At 62.3% G+C, this 14,519-nt stretch carries 13 protein-coding genes; all 13 read right to left on the reverse strand.

Annotation, left to right across the window (positions count from 1 at the left end; genetic code table 11):
- Positions 1-49 precede the first annotated feature (49 nt).
- Genes AOT96_RS23880 through nuoF form a run of 13 tightly spaced genes read right to left on the reverse strand, consistent with a single transcriptional unit; the run spans position 50 to position 14,519 of the window.
- Complete coding sequence (locus tag AOT96_RS23880; protein ID WP_042922606.1) at positions 50-676, reverse strand: class I SAM-dependent methyltransferase; 627 nt, start codon at positions 674-676, stop codon at positions 50-52.
- 20 nt (positions 677-696) lie between these two features.
- On the reverse strand, positions 697-1,413 hold the full coding sequence (locus tag AOT96_RS23885) for a hypothetical protein (RefSeq protein WP_042922610.1): 717 nt from the start codon (positions 1,411-1,413) through the stop codon (positions 697-699).
- On the reverse strand, positions 1,410-1,994 hold the full coding sequence (locus AOT96_RS23890; protein WP_042922613.1) for an RNA polymerase sigma factor: 585 nt from the start codon (positions 1,992-1,994) through the stop codon (positions 1,410-1,412). The genes AOT96_RS23885 and AOT96_RS23890 overlap by 4 nt, the downstream gene beginning before the upstream one ends.
- Positions 1,995-2,024: 30 nt before the next feature.
- On the reverse strand, positions 2,025-2,708 hold the full coding sequence (locus AOT96_RS23895) for a lysoplasmalogenase (RefSeq protein WP_065352929.1): 684 nt from the start codon (positions 2,706-2,708) through the stop codon (positions 2,025-2,027).
- 4 nt (positions 2,709-2,712) lie between these two features.
- On the reverse strand, positions 2,713-4,308 hold the full coding sequence (gene nuoN, locus AOT96_RS23900) for an NADH-quinone oxidoreductase subunit NuoN (RefSeq protein ID WP_065352403.1): 1,596 nt from the start codon (positions 4,306-4,308) through the stop codon (positions 2,713-2,715).
- Positions 4,305-5,909, reverse strand: a complete 1,605-nt coding sequence (locus AOT96_RS23905) for an NADH-quinone oxidoreductase subunit M (RefSeq protein ID WP_050793996.1) — start codon at positions 5,907-5,909, stop codon at positions 4,305-4,307. Before AOT96_RS23905 ends, nuoN begins: the two co-directional genes overlap by 4 nt.
- Complete coding sequence (gene nuoL, locus AOT96_RS23910; RefSeq protein ID WP_065352404.1) at positions 5,903-7,795, reverse strand: NADH-quinone oxidoreductase subunit L; 1,893 nt, start codon at positions 7,793-7,795, stop codon at positions 5,903-5,905. The genes AOT96_RS23905 and nuoL overlap by 7 nt, the downstream gene beginning before the upstream one ends.
- A 1-nt stretch (position 7,796) precedes the next feature.
- Entirely contained in the window at positions 7,797-8,096 is a 300-nt protein-coding gene (gene nuoK / locus AOT96_RS23915; RefSeq protein WP_003942238.1) for an NADH-quinone oxidoreductase subunit NuoK, read from the reverse strand.
- The gene (locus AOT96_RS23920) at positions 8,093-8,890 is read right to left on the reverse strand and encodes an NADH-quinone oxidoreductase subunit J (RefSeq protein ID WP_065352405.1); all 798 of its coding nucleotides are present in this window, start codon (positions 8,888-8,890) and stop codon (positions 8,093-8,095) included. The genes nuoK and AOT96_RS23920 overlap by 4 nt, the downstream gene beginning before the upstream one ends.
- Positions 8,887-9,444, reverse strand: coding sequence for an NADH-quinone oxidoreductase subunit NuoI (nuoI, locus tag AOT96_RS23925; RefSeq protein ID WP_003942192.1), 558 nt, complete (start codon positions 9,442-9,444; stop codon positions 8,887-8,889). Before nuoI ends, AOT96_RS23920 begins: the two co-directional genes overlap by 4 nt.
- On the reverse strand, positions 9,437-10,777 hold the full coding sequence (nuoH, locus tag AOT96_RS23930; RefSeq protein ID WP_054827146.1) for an NADH-quinone oxidoreductase subunit NuoH: 1,341 nt from the start codon (positions 10,775-10,777) through the stop codon (positions 9,437-9,439). The genes nuoI and nuoH overlap by 8 nt, the downstream gene beginning before the upstream one ends.
- Positions 10,774-13,203 carry an NADH-quinone oxidoreductase subunit G gene (locus tag AOT96_RS23935; RefSeq protein ID WP_065352406.1) on the reverse strand — a complete coding sequence of 810 codons (2,430 nt, stop codon included), beginning with the start codon at positions 13,201-13,203 and terminating at the stop codon, positions 10,774-10,776. Before AOT96_RS23935 ends, nuoH begins: the two co-directional genes overlap by 4 nt.
- The gene (nuoF, locus tag AOT96_RS23940; RefSeq protein WP_050655787.1) at positions 13,200-14,519 is read right to left on the reverse strand and encodes an NADH-quinone oxidoreductase subunit NuoF; all 1,320 of its coding nucleotides are present in this window, start codon (positions 14,517-14,519) and stop codon (positions 13,200-13,202) included. The genes AOT96_RS23935 and nuoF overlap by 4 nt, the downstream gene beginning before the upstream one ends.

Raw genomic sequence — 14,519 nt, forward strand, 5'->3', positions numbered from 1 at the left:
AGTTGATCGCCGTGTGACGGATCGCAGGGAGTGCGGGGGAAGTGCCGGGTCAGGCGCGGGAGAACACCGCGACCAGGAATTCGGAATCCTCCTTGAACGGGCGAAGATCCCACGTGGAGAGCAGCAGATCAGCCTCGAGGCCACTCGCGGTCGCGTCGGCGAGAAACTCGGGGAACTCGTAGCCACGGCCGGCACCGAATCCGATGACCACTCGGCCGCTCGGAGCGAGATGACGAGCAAATCCTGAAAATACTGCTTGCCTGGTGGACGGAGCGAGAAACGCCACCACGTTGCCTGCCGACACGATGACGTCGAAATCTGCCTCGACACCGCGGGCCGGCAGATCGAGTTCGGCGAGATCGCCGACAAGCCACGTCGGTCCGGGGTGGTCTTCTTCTGCGGCAGCGATGAGAACCGGGTCGACATCGACTCCGACAACCACATGCCCGACGTCGTGCAGATAACCGCCGAGTCGGCCAGGCCCGCACCCTGCATCGAGAACCCGGCCACCGCGTCCGAGCATCGCGTCGATCAAACGTGCTTCCCCGACAATGTCCTTGCCGTCCGCTCTCATGGAACGGAAACGCTCGACATATCGTGTGGAATGCGTCGAGTCGGCTGCAGTGATCTCTTCCCACTGGCTGGGGATGCGCTCGTTCGGGGCGTGTGCAGTCATCTTTCGAGGGTACCGACAGCTCACCGGGTGCCGACGACCGTCCCGTCTGCGGCATATCCGACGAGGGTTGGACGAGGGGACGTGAGCGACAGGGGAATCCATCCGTAGAAGCGGTCTTCGGCAAGAATTGTCGGATAGATATGGCCGTCTGCGGTGTGAAGTTCGGCTCGGACAGCACCTCCCGCCCCTGCGTCGTAGGTCGCCTCGTGCGGACCGGCCTCGTACCCGGCGCCGCCCCCGAATGAATCCGCGCCGTACAAGTCAATTGATCTGCAGCCGTGTCCGAGGCCGATGAATTTCGACGGACCAACCTTGTCGATGTCGGCTGACGCCTCGAAAACCGGGGCGACGCACCTCCAGCCATTGGCGCCGTGGGCGACAAAGACGCTGAACAAGGTTCCGTCAGGTCCGGGAATGGACCCGACCCGCTCGGCGGTGGACGGATCTATTCCGCCGTTGGTTCCCGGCATCGTCTGCCAACCCGAGTACATGTCGGTGAACGCTTTCGGCATCATCCCCGTGGCAGCGGCGCAGCCCACCACCACTGCTGCGCAGATCGCCGCGACGAGAACGATGGCACCGACGCGACGGCGTGGAGCCTTGGTTGCCCCAATGTTGTTTTCGGTAGCCATGATTCGGGTGCGTACGGCATCTTGGACGTTCTCGGGCCAGAGTTCGGCGGAAACCGTATCGCTCGGCCGCAGCTTCTCGAGCGTGGTCAGCAGATCTTTGGTCATGGGGTACTCCCGTGTTCGGCGGCAGCGCAAGGTCGGGCGGTGTTCATCGGGATTACGGTGACGGAATTTGAAGTCAACCCGGCGCGCAATCGACGCCGAGCGCGAAAGAGACGAACATGCATGGCCGGAACCGAACACCCAGCGACCCGCGCGGCTTCGGTGGCGGTCAACCCGTCCCAGGCAGTCAGGAGCAGGGCTTCACGTTCGGTGACGGTGAGTGTTGCCAGTGCTTCGAGCAGTTCCGTGCGTTCGGTGACAGTGACGTCGGCGCCCGGCGTCGATGCCGCAATCTGCTCGATGCGTCCCATCTTCTCGGTGAGCGCGTCAAGGCGCCGAACGCTGCGACGGTTATTGTTCACGGTGTTTCGAGCCACCACCAACAGCCATGGAAGTGCCTGCTCGGGCACTTCGTCCAAGCGTCGCCAGGCAACGAGGAACGTCTCGGAGACAACCTCCTGCGCGCTGTGATGATCAACGTGGCGACAGGTATACGCGAACACCCGACCGGCGTAGGCGTCCCACAGGGCGGTGAACCGCTCTTCGCCGCTCGGCGGCGGTTGTTCCTCGGATTTCGGGGTCATATGAAGAGATGTCCGGCTGGTTGCTGATCCTTACAGCCTCTGAGCTAATGGACGGTTTGGCGTCTTACTCCGGCCGAGAACCCCCACTGTCAGAAGCAACAGAGCGAGGATGTACAGCGTCATGATCCAGATGCCCGCAGCGGCGGGCTGCCACTTGTTCGCCTGGCCGAGCAGGATGAGGGCGTCAGAGGTGAGGAACAGCGCGCCGCCGATACCGGTGATCGAGTTGTACGTCAGTGCGGTTGATGCGGTTCCCACCAGGATTGCGGCGTACACGGGGACGGCAATTCGAAGTTCAGGTTCGAGACCGGGCCAGGTGTACGACACAAGAGCGATTCCAGCGATGGTGTAAGCGCACAGAAACCATGGCCGCCTTCGTATCTCCCGAAGAGCGCCGTGTGAGAGAAAGAATCGGATGAAGCAGAGGTGACCGATCGCGAAGGCTGCCATGCCGATGACAAACGTGGAGTCCCAGATCAGGAACAGGTCTCCGAAAGCACAGGCAATCAGTGCCGCAGCCACAACTCGAGGTCCGCGTCGGGCGACAACCCAGGCAGCCAGAATCGGCGCGAGCATGACCTTGGTGATCCCGTCCCAGGGCGCAGCATCAGCGGCATTGAGGATCAGATGGACAATCGCTACCGCTGAAAACACGACGAACCATGGGGCCCGGATGGTGCTCGGCAGCCCGGGGTCGAGGTCAGATTCACGCATCGGCTCAGTGTAGGAAGTCCGCTGCACGCTCGGCGAGGTCGAGCGCCGGCTGGGGGAGTATGCCGAGGATGAGCGTGACACCGGCGCCGAGGCCGATCACACTGCTGGTCAGTGCACTCGGTACCACGACGGTCGGAGCGTCTGCGGCCGATTCGGTGAAGAACATCAACACGATCACTCGCACGTAGAAGTACGCGGCGATCGCGCTGCACAGGACGCCGACGATCACGAGAGGTGCGGCCCCGCCCTCGGCTGCTGCGCTGAACACCGCGAACTTTCCGATGAACCCACTGGTCAACGGGATCCCGGCGAAAGCCAACAGGAACAGTGCAAACACAACTCCGACCAGCGGTGAGCGCCGGCCCAATCCGGCCCAGCGCGAGAGCGTCGCGACCTCACCGTCTGCGTCCCGAACCAGACTCACGACGGCGAACGCGCCCACGGTGCTGAATCCGTAGGCCAGAAGGTAGAACATCGCCGAGGCCAGGCCGGCGTCCGAATCCGCAACCACAGCGGTCAGAATGAATCCGGTGTGCGCGATGGCCGAATACGCGAGCATCCGCTTCATATCGGTTTGCGTCACAGCGACGATCGATCCGACAACCATCGTGAGAATCGCGACCGCCCACACCAGTGGACGCCAGTTCACGTACTCGTTGGGCAGAGCCACATAGAAGACACGAAGGATGGCACCGAATGCGGCGATCTTGGTCGCAGTAGCCATGAAACTGGTGATCGGCGTCGGCGCCCCTTGATAGACGTCGGGAATCCACGAATGGAACGGCACGGCACCGACTTTGAACAGTAATCCCACGGCCACGAGTGCTGTCCCGAGCCACAGGAAGGCGTCGGTACCCGACCCGCTGCGAGCTGCGTCGGCGATACCGGAGAGCGTGACCGTCCCGGCATAGCCGTACAGCAACGCAATTCCGAAAACGAAGAACGCCGACGAAAATGCCCCGAGCAGAAAGTACTTGAGCGCAGCTTCCTGGGAGAGCAGGCGACGTCGGCGTGCCAGACCACACAGGAGATACAGAGGCAGTGAGAACACTTCGAGCGCAACGAACATCGTCAGCAGATCGTTGGACGCGGGAAAGAGGAGCATGCCGCCGACAGCGAAGAGGGTGAGCGGAAAGACCTCGGTCTGGGCGATACCGACCTTGACCGCTTCTTGTTCCGCAACACTTCCGGGGACGCTCGACGCTTGAGGGGTGAAACCGCCGAGCGCGTCGTGTTGCGCGATCACCTCGGCGGTGTTGCCCGAGCCTCGCTCGGCGATCAGCAGTACTGCGGGGATCGACACGAGAAGGATCGTGGCCTGCAGGAAAAGGGTCGGACCGTCGACCGCTACAGAACCCATCATCGCCGTCGACCGCGTGCCGGCGAGTAGAAGCACTGCCACGAACGCGGCCGCCAAACCTGCGACACCGAGGACGAGTTGCACGGGGTATCGAAAACGCCGGGGTGCAAACGCCTCGATGAGTACGCCCACAACCGCAACACCGAACACGATCAACATTGGCGAGAGCAAGCTGTATTCGACATTGGGTGACGCCGTGCCGGCTGAGCCGAGGATGGTCACGTCGTTGAAGGAACTCATTTGTGGGCACCTCCTTCGTGATCGGCGACGAGCGGGGTCGGAGCCTCGTCGACGACCGTATGGCTCACTGCAGGAGTGATGACGTCCAAGGCAGGCTTGGGGTAGATGCCGAGAAGCAACAGGAGTGCGATCAGAGGGGCGACCACCACGAGTTCGCGTCGAGCGAGGTCGCGGATCGTTCCCTGCCCTTCCTTCACAGGTCCGCCCATCATGCGCTGGTAGAGCCAGAGTATGTAGATCGCGGACAGGACAAGCGCGGCAGTCGCCGCGATAGCGGCCACGTGGTATCGCGAGTACGTCCCGATCAGCACCAGGAACTCACTGATGAACGGCGCGAGACCCGGCAGCGACAGCGTTGCCAGCCCCGCAACGAGGAATGTGCCGGCAAGTACGGGTGCAACTTTCTGGACGCCGCCGTACGCCGCGATCGATCGAGTACCTCGCTGCGAGACGAGGAATCCCGCAATCAAGAACAGAGCCGCAGTGGAGACTCCGTGATTGACCATGTACAGCGCGGAACCCGCCTGGCTCTGGCTGGTCATCGCGAAGATTCCGAGAATGATGAAGCCGAAGTGCGAAATCGACGTGTAGGCGATAAGTCTCATTACGTCTGTTTGTGCGATCGCCAGTATTGCGCCGTAGACGATCCCGATAACGGCGAGCGTGATGATCCACGGTGCAAAAGTCGACGACGACTCCGGGAACAGTTGCAGGCAGTAGCGAATCATCGCGAACGTGCCCACCTTGTCCACGACCGCCATCATCAACACTGCTGTCGACGGAGTCGATTCCACCGCGGAGTCCGGCAACCAACTGTGCAGCGGCCAGAGCGGTGCTTTCACCGCGAACGCGAACATGAATCCGAGGAACAAGGCGTTGAGCACCCCGGGCCCCACACCGAGTTCACCGCTGTTTGCCGCTGAGGCGATCGCCCGGAAGTCGAAAGTGCCGCTCGCGAAGGGACTCTCGTCGCGCGTGGTGACCACATACAGGCCGATGACTGCAGCGAGCATGACCAGGCCGCCGAGGAGGTTGTAGAGCAGAAACTTCACGGCTGCGCGAGATCTGCCCACTCCGCCGAACCCGCCGATGAGGAAATACATCGGTATCAGCATTGCCTCGAAGAAAATGTAGAACAAGAGAATGTCCAAGGCGCTGAACGAAATCATCACCATGGACTCGACAACAAGGATCAGCGCGAAATAGGTGTGCGGCATTCTCTTGGGTGATGCCGGGTCTGCTGGGACGTCGTTCCAGCCCGCGATCAGTAGTAATGGCACCAGCACTGCGGTGAGAAGAACCAGAACGAGTGCGATCCCGTCGAGTCCGAGTGTGTAGCTGGTACCGAAAGCCGGTATCCAGCTGTGGCTTTCGACAAATTGAAATTGTTCGCCGCCGCGGTCGAACGCAACCCCGAGAACGGCGGCGACCACCAGGACTGCCACGGACACAGCCAATGCGAGAGACTTCGCAAATTGGTACGACCGTGCCGGCAGAGCGAGGACAACACCCGCTCCGATGAGCGGAAGCAACCAGAGCACCGTCAGCGCGGGGAAGCCGGTATTGGTCACAGAGTCGCTCACCGCCGCTTCGATCACCACAGTGTCACCGCCATCATTGTCGCGACCACGAGTGTTGCTCCGACAAACATCACCAGTGCGTACGAGCGAACAAACCCGGTCTGTAGCTTCCGCGTGAGCGCGGACAGCCCGGTGACGACCACCGCAAAGCTGCCCACGACGCCGCCTATTCCCTTGGTGTCGAACACTTCCAACGACTTCATGAGTTGTTGTCCAGGCTTCATGAACACCGTCTCGTTGAAGGCGTCACCGTACAGATCGCGGCGAGCCGCACCGGTCAACGGTGAAACCGGAGTCGGTGCCACAAGTGGAATCTCCCGGGTGGCGTACTCGCGATACGCAATCGCGACGCCGGCGGCAACTGCGAGCAGCGCCAGCGCGGTGATCGACCATGCGGGTATCTGCGGTTCGACGTGATGTGAGCCGACAACCGGTTCGAGCCAGTTCTGCAAGCTGGACCCGATGGTCAGGAGCATCCCGGCGCCGACGGACCCCACCGCCAGGATGATCATCGGAGACGTCATCACCGCCGGAGATTCGTGAGGTTTCTGGTTCTCCCAGCGGGCCTTCCCGAAGAAGGTCATCAGCATCACGCGGCTCATGTAGAAGGCAGTGAGGGCGGCACCCAACAGGGTGACGATGCCCAGCACAACACCCTTGACGCCACCCTCGCCGATCGCAACCTCGATGATCTTGTCCTTGGAGAAGAACCCGGCAAACGGCGGAACACCGATGATGGCAAGGTATCCGAGCCCGAACGTGACAAAAGTCAGTGGCATGAACGCTCGGAGCCCGCCGTAGCTCCGCATGTCGGTTTCGTCGTTCATCGCGTGCATCACCGAACCCGCGCCGAGGAACAGGCCTGCCTTGAAGAATCCGTGGGTGATCAGATGAAGGATTGCGAAGGCGTATCCAGCTGGTCCGAGACCCGCTGCCAGGACCATGTATCCGATCTGACTCATGGTCGATGCGGCGAGCGCTTTCTTGATGTCGTCCTTCGCGCAGCCGATGATCGCACCGAACAGCAGCGTCACGGCACCGACGATGACAACCACGAGTTGAGCGTCGGGTGCGAGATCGAAGATCGGATTGGAGCGCACGATCAGGTAGACGCCGGCCGTGACCATCGTGGCCGCGTGAATCAGCGCCGAGACGGGGGTGGGGCCCTCCATCGCGTCGCCGAGCCACGACTGCAGTGGCACCTGCGCCGACTTCGCGCATGCAGCGAGGAGGAGCATCAGGCCGATCGCCGTCAGGACACCTTCGCTTGCACCAGACGCGTCGGCGAAGACGCTGCTGAACGAGAGCGAGCCGAACGTGCTGAACATCAACATCATCGCGATCATCAATCCGATGTCGCCCACCCGATTGACGACAAAAGCCTTCTTGGCAGCGGTCGCCGCCGACGGCTTGTGCTGCCAGAAACCGATCAGCAGGTACGACGCCAAACCGACGCCTTCCCAGCCGACGTAGAGCCCGAGGAAGTTGTCGGCGAGCACGAGGAGCAGCATCGCAGCGAGGAAGAGATTGAGGTAGGCGAAGAACTTACGACGCTCGGGGTCGTGCGCCATGTAGCCGACCGAGTAGATGTGGATCAGCGAACCTACACCGGTGATGAGCAGGACGAAACACATCGACAGTTGATCAAGCTGCAGTCCGAACTCGACCTGAAGACTGTCGACCGGGACCCAACTGAACAGGTGCTCGGTGACGGTGCGGTCGGCGGTGTCGCGGCCGAGCATGGCGATGAAAAACACCACTGCGACGGCAAACGACGCGAGTGCCATGACGCAGGCGAACAGGTGGCCCCACGCGTTCGTGCGACGACCCGCCAGCAACAGGACAGCGGCGCCGCACAGGGGCAGGGCGGGGAGCAACCAGATGGCGGACGTGATTCCTCCTGACATGTCAGTACTTCAGCAGGTCTGCGTCGTCGACGGATACAGAACGCCGAGATCGGAAGATGATCATGATGATTGCCAAGCCGACGACTACTTCGGCCGCAGCTACCACCATCGTGAAGAAGGCGAAGATCTGGCCGTCCAGATTGCCGTGCATGCGCGCGAAGGTCACGAATGCCAGGTTCGCGGCGTTGAGCATCAATTCGATACACATGAACACCACGATGGCGTTGCGTCGCAGGAGGACTCCCGCAGCCCCGATGGTGAACAACAGGACCGACAGATACAGGTAATTCTCGGGATTCATCGCTGCGTTTCCTCGCCGGTATCGGGATCCGGGGATCGCGGAGTGAGGGCGCTGCTGACGGAGAGGGTCGAGAACGTTCCGTCGGGCAACAACGCCGGCATGTCTACTGCGTTGTGACGTGCGTACACGCCGGGACTGGGGAGGGGAGTGGCCGAGCCCTTGTCGGGATTGCTCTCATCGCTGCCCAGGTACGCGAATCGTTGCTGCGAGAGTTCGCGTTGGCTGAGCGTGGATCCGATCTTCTCCCGATGCGCGAGCATCATTGCGCCAAGTGTCGCCGTGATCAGCAGTGCGCCGGTCAGTTCGAAGGCCCAGACGTAGCGGATGAAGATGAGATCGGCGAGAGCGTCGATGTTGCCCTGGTCGAGTCCGGTGAATCCGGTGAACCCCGAGATCGACGCATTTCCGAGGCCGCCGATAAGGAGTAGCCCGAATCCGACGCCGATCACGATCGCGCTGACGCGTTGTCCCCGTAGCGTTTCGACCAAGGAGTCCGAAGAATCCACGCCGACCAGCATCAGGACGAACAGGAACAACATCATCACTGCGCCGGTATAGACGACGATCTGGACGACACCGAGGAACAGTGCGCCCTGCACGATGTAGAAGACGGCCAGGATGATCATCGTCATTGCAAGGAAGAGCGCAGAGTAGACGGCCTTGGGGGCGGCGACCACACCCAAAGCGCTGATCACCGCAAGGGTTCCGAGGATCCAGAACTGCACCGCCTCGCCGGTGGAGGTCGATGTCATCGTTCCCTCCGCCAGGATCGTGGTCGTGACCGCCGCGATCATTTCTCGGTCTCCGGGTTCGGCTCTTGCTCGGGTACTGCCTGTTCGGGAGCTGCTGTGATGTCGCCGCGGTAGTAGTCGTCCTGAGTTGTGCCGGGACGCAGCGCGTGTGGTGGCGCTGCCATGTCGGGTTTCAGGGGCGCGAGAAGGCGGTCCTTCTCGTAGATCAACCCGGCTCGGTTGTCGTCGGTCATCTCGTACTCGTTGGTCATGGTGAGAGCCCGAGTGGGGCAAGCCTCGACGCAGAGACCACAGCCGATGCACCGCAGGTAGTTGATCTGATACACCCGCCCGTAACGCTCGCCGGGGGAGAACCGTTCTTCTTCGGTGTTGTCAGCACCCTCGACATAGATCGCGTCGGCGGGGCAGGCCCAGGCACACAGTTCGCAACCGATGCACTTCTCGAGTCCGTCCGCATACCGGTTGAGTTGATGGCGACCGTGGTATCCGGGCGCGGTGGGCCGCTTCTCCTCCGGATAGAACTCGGTCTCGGGTTTCTTGAACATTGTCGAGAGCGTCACTCCGAAACCCGCGATAGGTCCGAGGAAATCAGGCATGGGAGTCCTCCGATGTGTCGGAAACATCTGTCCGCCGCGGCGGTGGCACGTTCTGACCCGGTAGTTTTCGGGTCGGCAGCGTTTGACCAGGTAGGGGTGGAACCGGGAAGCCGCCCGACATTGCATCGAAAGGCCGGGTCCCCGAATCGGGCACCAACGCGGCAGTACGGCGTCGGCTGCGGTAAGTCCCGGCCAACACGATCAGGAGCGCAGCTCCGAGAACCAGTGCGACGCAAAGAAGTACGACCCAGGTGTTGTAACCCTCGTTGCGGAACGCACGAACGGTCGCGATCACCATCACCCACACCAAGGCAGCGGGGATGAGAATCTTCCATCCGAGATTCATGAACTGGTCGTAGCGCAATCGAGGAAGCGTGCTGCGCAACCAGATGAAGACGAAGAGGAAGCCCCACACCTTGGCGACAAACCACAGCACCGGCCACCAACCGGAATTGGCGCCGTCCCACAGGTTGAACGGGAACGGTGCGTGCCACCCGCCCAGGAACAGTGTCGTGGCCAGAGCGGACACCGTCACCATGTTCACGTACTCGGCCAGCATGAACATCGCGAACTTGAGTGAGGAGTACTCGGTGTGGAACCCACCCACCAGTTCACCCTCGGCCTCGGGAAGGTCGAAGGGAGCCCTGTTGGTTTCGCCGACCATGGCTGTCACGTAGATCAGGAAGGACGGCAGGAGGAGAAAGACGTACCAGGCACCTTGTTGGGCGCTGACGATGCCGGACGTGGACATCGTGCCGGCGTAGAGGAAGACTGCGGCGAAGGACAGCCCCATTGCTACTTCGTAGGAGATGACCTGCGCGGTCGATCGAAGTGCGCCCAGTAGTGGATACGTCGATCCGGACGACCAGCCGGCAAGCACGATCCCGTACACACCGATTGAAGTCACGGCGAGGATGTAGAGAACTCCGACCGGCAGATCGGTCAGTTGCAGGGGTGAAAGGGTTCCGAAGATCGACACCTGCGGACCGAACGGGATGACGGCAAAGGCCATGAACGCGGGCACGACTGCGATGACGGGCGCGAGGAGATAAATCGGTTTGTCGGCGCCGGTCGGTGTGATGCCCTCCTTGAGGGCGAGCTTGATTCCGTCAGCGAGACTCTGGAGCATTCCACGGGGGCCGACGCGGTTCGGTCCGACACGCATCTGCATGCGTGCCATGACCTTTCGTTCCGCGTAAATTGCCACCAGCGGTGTGAGTACGAGGAACACGAAAATGGCGAGAGCCTTGCCGATCACCAACCACCACGGGTCGTGCCCGAACGCCGACAGGTCGACCGGAGCTGCCACGGTCCCGTACTCGTGGGTGGTCATTGCGCTCCCGCCTTCGCAATCTTCACCACGGAACCCGCGGTAACGCAGAGCGTTTCGTAGATCGTGCTACCCGGTGAATTGAGCGGGAGCCAGACTGTTCGAGGCGGGAGTTCGGTGATCTCCAACGGTAATGTGATGGAACCGGATTCAGTCGACACCGCAACGTGATCGCCGTTGTCGGCGCCGATCTCGGCAGCGGTCTCGGCAGACAAACGCACGAGTGGGAGCCGTGCCGTACCCGCCAGGTTGGGCTCGCCGTCTTGCAATCGGCCGTTGTCGAGCAACATTCGCCAACTCGACAACACTGCCTCGCCCAGTGCCGGTGTGGGCATGGTGCCTGACGGGACCTGAGGCGAGGTGGGGCGCGATCCGGGCCACGCGCCGAGGCGGTGTATCTCCGAGCGTGCGGAATCTGCGTCGGGTAGGCCCAGATCGATGCCCATCTCGGCTGCGATCGCGTGAAGGACGCGCTGATCCGGCATCACTCCTGTCGTTCTCAATGCGGTGTCGAACACGCGCTCGCGGCCTTCCCAATCGAGGAAGGTTCCGGGCTTCTCGGCGACCGGCGCCACGGGGAAGACGACGTCGGCGAGTTCGGTGACTCCGCTGTGACGGATCTCCAAACTCACCACGAACCCTGCTGCTTCGATCGCGGCCCTTGCCTTCGCCGGGTTCGGGAGATCACTCAATTCGACGCCGCCGACAAGAAGGGCAGCAGTCGTCTGCCCCGGATCCAGCAGACTCGCGGCGTCGCGCCCGTCGGATGCCGGGATGGAGACCCCCCACACTGATTCCACCTCCTGACGTGCTGCCGGGTCCGCAACGGGGCGTCCGCCGGGAAGCAATCCCGGTAGTGCGCCGGCCTCGACGGCGCCGCGATCACCAGCGCGGCGTGGGACCCAAGCCAAACAAGCTCCTGTCGCTTCGGCGAGACGTACCGCCGCGGCGAAGCCGCCCGCCACCTCACTGAGTCGTTCGCCCAACAGGATCACTGCACCGGGCTGCCGGAGGAGCTGGCCCTCCTCACTGCTGGGGTGAGACAACGAATCCATCAGAGCTGCTTCACTTCCGGGTACGGTCCGAAGCAAAGAGCCGCCCATCTTCTGCAGGCCGCGCGTAGCGAATGGCGCGCTGGAGAGCACCGTCGTCTTGCCGAAACGTGCGGCCTTGCGTAGCCGCAGGAAGATGATCGGTGACTCCTCCTCGGGCTCGAGAGCTACCAGCAATGCGGCCGGGGCCGACTCGAGGTCCTGGTACGTTACCGACTCTTCGAGTGTGCGGCCGGCGACGTGTGCTGAGAGGAAACCTGCCTCTTCGGCAGAATGAGCACGGATTCGGAAGTCGATGTTGTTGGTAGCGAGAGCAACTCGCGCGAACTTGCCGTAGGCGTAGGCGTCCTCCAAGGTAGAGCGTCCGCCGACGAGTACGCCTGCGTCACCGCGGGCCTGCGCGAAGGATCGCGCAACGAGGTCGAGTGCCATGGGCCACGACGCCGGAATCAATTCGCCGTCAGCGTTGCGGATCAGGGGAGTGGTGATCCGATCACCTTGGGTCGTGTACGTGAATGCGAAACGGCCCTTGTCGCAGTTCCATTCCTCGTTGACTGCGGGGTCGTCCCCGGCGAGACGGCGGAGAACCTTTCCGCGACGGTGGTCCGTGCGCTGAGCACATCCGTCGGCGCAGTGTTCACACACGCTGGGGCTGGACACCAGATCGAACGGTCGCGCCCGGAATCGGTATGCCGTACTGGTAAGCGCGCCGACCGGGCACACCTGGATGGTGTTGCCCGAGAAGTAGGACTCGAAGGGCTCGTTGGCGTAGATCCCGACCTGTTGAAGCGCGCCGCGCTCGAGGAGATCGATGAACGGGTCGCCGGCGATCTGGCCCGAAAACCGTGTGCATCTGGCGCAGAGGACGCAACGCTCGCGGTCGAGCAGGATTTCGGACGAGAGTGGGATGGGCTTGGGGTAGGTCCTTTTCTCCTCACCGAACCGGGATTCGGTGCGACCGGTCGACATCGCCTGGTTTTGAAGCGGACACTCGCCGCCCTTGTCACACACGGGGCAGTCCAGAGGGTGGTTGATGAGCAGGAGTTCCATCACCCCGCGCTGCGCCTTCTCCGCCACCGGTGACGTGAGCTGTGTGGTGACGACCATTCCGTCCGCAACCGGTGTCGTGCAGGACGCCACCGGCTTGCGTTGACCTTCGACCTCCACGATGCACTGTCGGCACGCCCCGACCGGGTCCAGAAGAGGATGATCGCAGAACCGCGGAATCTGTGTGCCGATCATCTCTGCAGCGCGAATGATCAACGTGCCCTTGGGTACCTGGAGTTCCCGGCCGTCGATGGTGAGGGCGACCAGATCAGTGGGCGGTGCCGTGTCGGGCTTGGTGGCGTCGTTCTTGGTAGCGTCGGCTGCAGTCATGAGACGAACGCTCCTGTCGCGAGAACGGATCGGCGAGGATCGAACGGGCATCCGTTGCTGTCGAAATGCGCTACGTATTCCTCGCGGAAGTACTTCAGGGAGGACATGATCGGGCTGGTCGCTCCGTCGCCCAACGCGCAGAAGGATTTTCCGAGGATGGTGTCCGAGATGTCGAGAAGTTTGGTGAGATCAGCTTCAGTACCTGTTCCGCCTTCGAGCCGACGCAGGATCTGCACCAGCCAGTACGTGCCTTCGCGGCACGGCGTGCATTTACCGCAAGATTCGTGGGCATAGAACTCGGTCCACCGCAGCACCGCACGCACGATGCAGGTTGTGTCGTCGAATATCTGCAGTGCTTTGGTGCCGAGCATCGATCCCGCCGCGCCGACGCCCTCGTAGTCGAGTGGGACATCGAGATGTTCGTCGGTGAAGATCGGAGTCGAGGATCCGCCGGGAGTCCAGAACTTGAGGGTGTGCCCGGTGCGAACGCCGCCCGCGTAGTCGAGAAGTTCTCGCAACGTGATGCCGAGCGGCGCCTCGTACTGGCCAGGAGTGGTGACATGACCAGAGAGCGAGTACAACGTGAACCCCGGCGACTTCTCGCTTCCCATCGACCGGAACCACTCCGGGCCGCCCAGGACGATCGACGGCACACTCGCGATGGACTCGACGTTGTTGACGACGGTCGGGCAGGCGTAGAGGCCGGCGACGGCGGGGAATGGCGGCCGCAGTCGAGGCTGACCGCGTCGTCCCTCCAACGAATCGAGGAGGGCTGTCTCCTCACCACAGATGTACGCGCCTGCTCCGGCGTGCACGACGAGATCCAAGTCGAATCCCGAACCGAGGATGTTGCGGCCCAGGTATCCGGCCGCGTAGGCCTCGGCCACGGCGGTCTGCAGACGTCGCAGGACCGGGACCACCTCGCCCCGGACATAGATGAACGCTTTGGCCGCTCGAATTGCATACGCCGCGATGATGACTCCCTCGACCAACGTGTGTGGGGTCGCCATCATCAACGGCATGTCCTTGCATGTGCCCGGTTCGGACTCGTCGGCATTGACGACGAGATAGTGAGGCTTGCCGTCTCCTGGCTTGTCTTCGGTGCTCTGTGGGATGAAACTCCACTTGAGGCCCGTCGGGAAACCGGCGCCACCGCGCCCACGAAGGCCCGCGTCCTTGACCGTTTCGATCACGGCGTCGGGGGACATGGCTAGCGCTTTGCGTAGGGCTTGGTAGCCGTCGTGACGAAGGTAGCTGTCGAGAGTCCACGAGTTCGGTTGATCCCAGTAGCGACTCAGGACGGGGGCGAGTGTCAT

It is taken from the genome of Rhodococcus sp. 008, from assembly GCF_001682295.1.
In the GTDB taxonomy this organism is placed as follows: domain Bacteria; phylum Actinomycetota; class Actinomycetes; order Mycobacteriales; family Mycobacteriaceae; genus Rhodococcus_F; species Rhodococcus_F qingshengii.

Bases quoted from the DNA above. Each gene is read 5' to 3' on its own strand.
- AOT96_RS23880 (WP_042922606.1), bottom strand. From the start codon at position 676: ATGACTGCACACGCCCCGAACGAGCGCATCCCCAGCCAGTGGGAAGAG.
- AOT96_RS23885 (WP_042922610.1), bottom strand. From the start codon at position 1,413: ATGACCAAAGATCTGCTGACCACGCTCGAGAAGCTGCGGCCGAGCGAT.
- AOT96_RS23890 (WP_042922613.1), bottom strand. From the start codon at position 1,994: ATGACCCCGAAATCCGAGGAACAACCGCCGCCGAGCGGCGAAGAGCGG.
- AOT96_RS23895 (WP_065352929.1), bottom strand. From the start codon at position 2,708: ATGCGTGAATCTGACCTCGACCCCGGGCTGCCGAGCACCATCCGGGCC.
- nuoN (WP_065352403.1), bottom strand. From the start codon at position 4,308: ATGAGTTCCTTCAACGACGTGACCATCCTCGGCTCAGCCGGCACGGCG.
- nuoL (WP_065352404.1), bottom strand. From the start codon at position 7,795: ATGTCAGGAGGAATCACGTCCGCCATCTGGTTGCTCCCCGCCCTGCCC.
- nuoK (WP_003942238.1), bottom strand. From the start codon at position 8,096: ATGAATCCCGAGAATTACCTGTATCTGTCGGTCCTGTTGTTCACCATC.
- AOT96_RS23920 (WP_065352405.1), bottom strand. From the start codon at position 8,890: ATGATCGCGGCGGTCACGACCACGATCCTGGCGGAGGGAACGATGACA.
- nuoI (WP_003942192.1), bottom strand. From the start codon at position 9,444: ATGCCTGATTTCCTCGGACCTATCGCGGGTTTCGGAGTGACGCTCTCG.
- nuoH (WP_054827146.1), bottom strand. From the start codon at position 10,777: ATGACCACCCACGAGTACGGGACCGTGGCAGCTCCGGTCGACCTGTCG.
- AOT96_RS23935 (WP_065352406.1), bottom strand. From the start codon at position 13,203: ATGACTGCAGCCGACGCTACCAAGAACGACGCCACCAAGCCCGACACG.
- nuoF (WP_050655787.1), bottom strand. From the start codon at position 14,519: ATGACACTCGCCCCCGTCCTGAGTCGCTACTGGGATCAACCGAACTCG.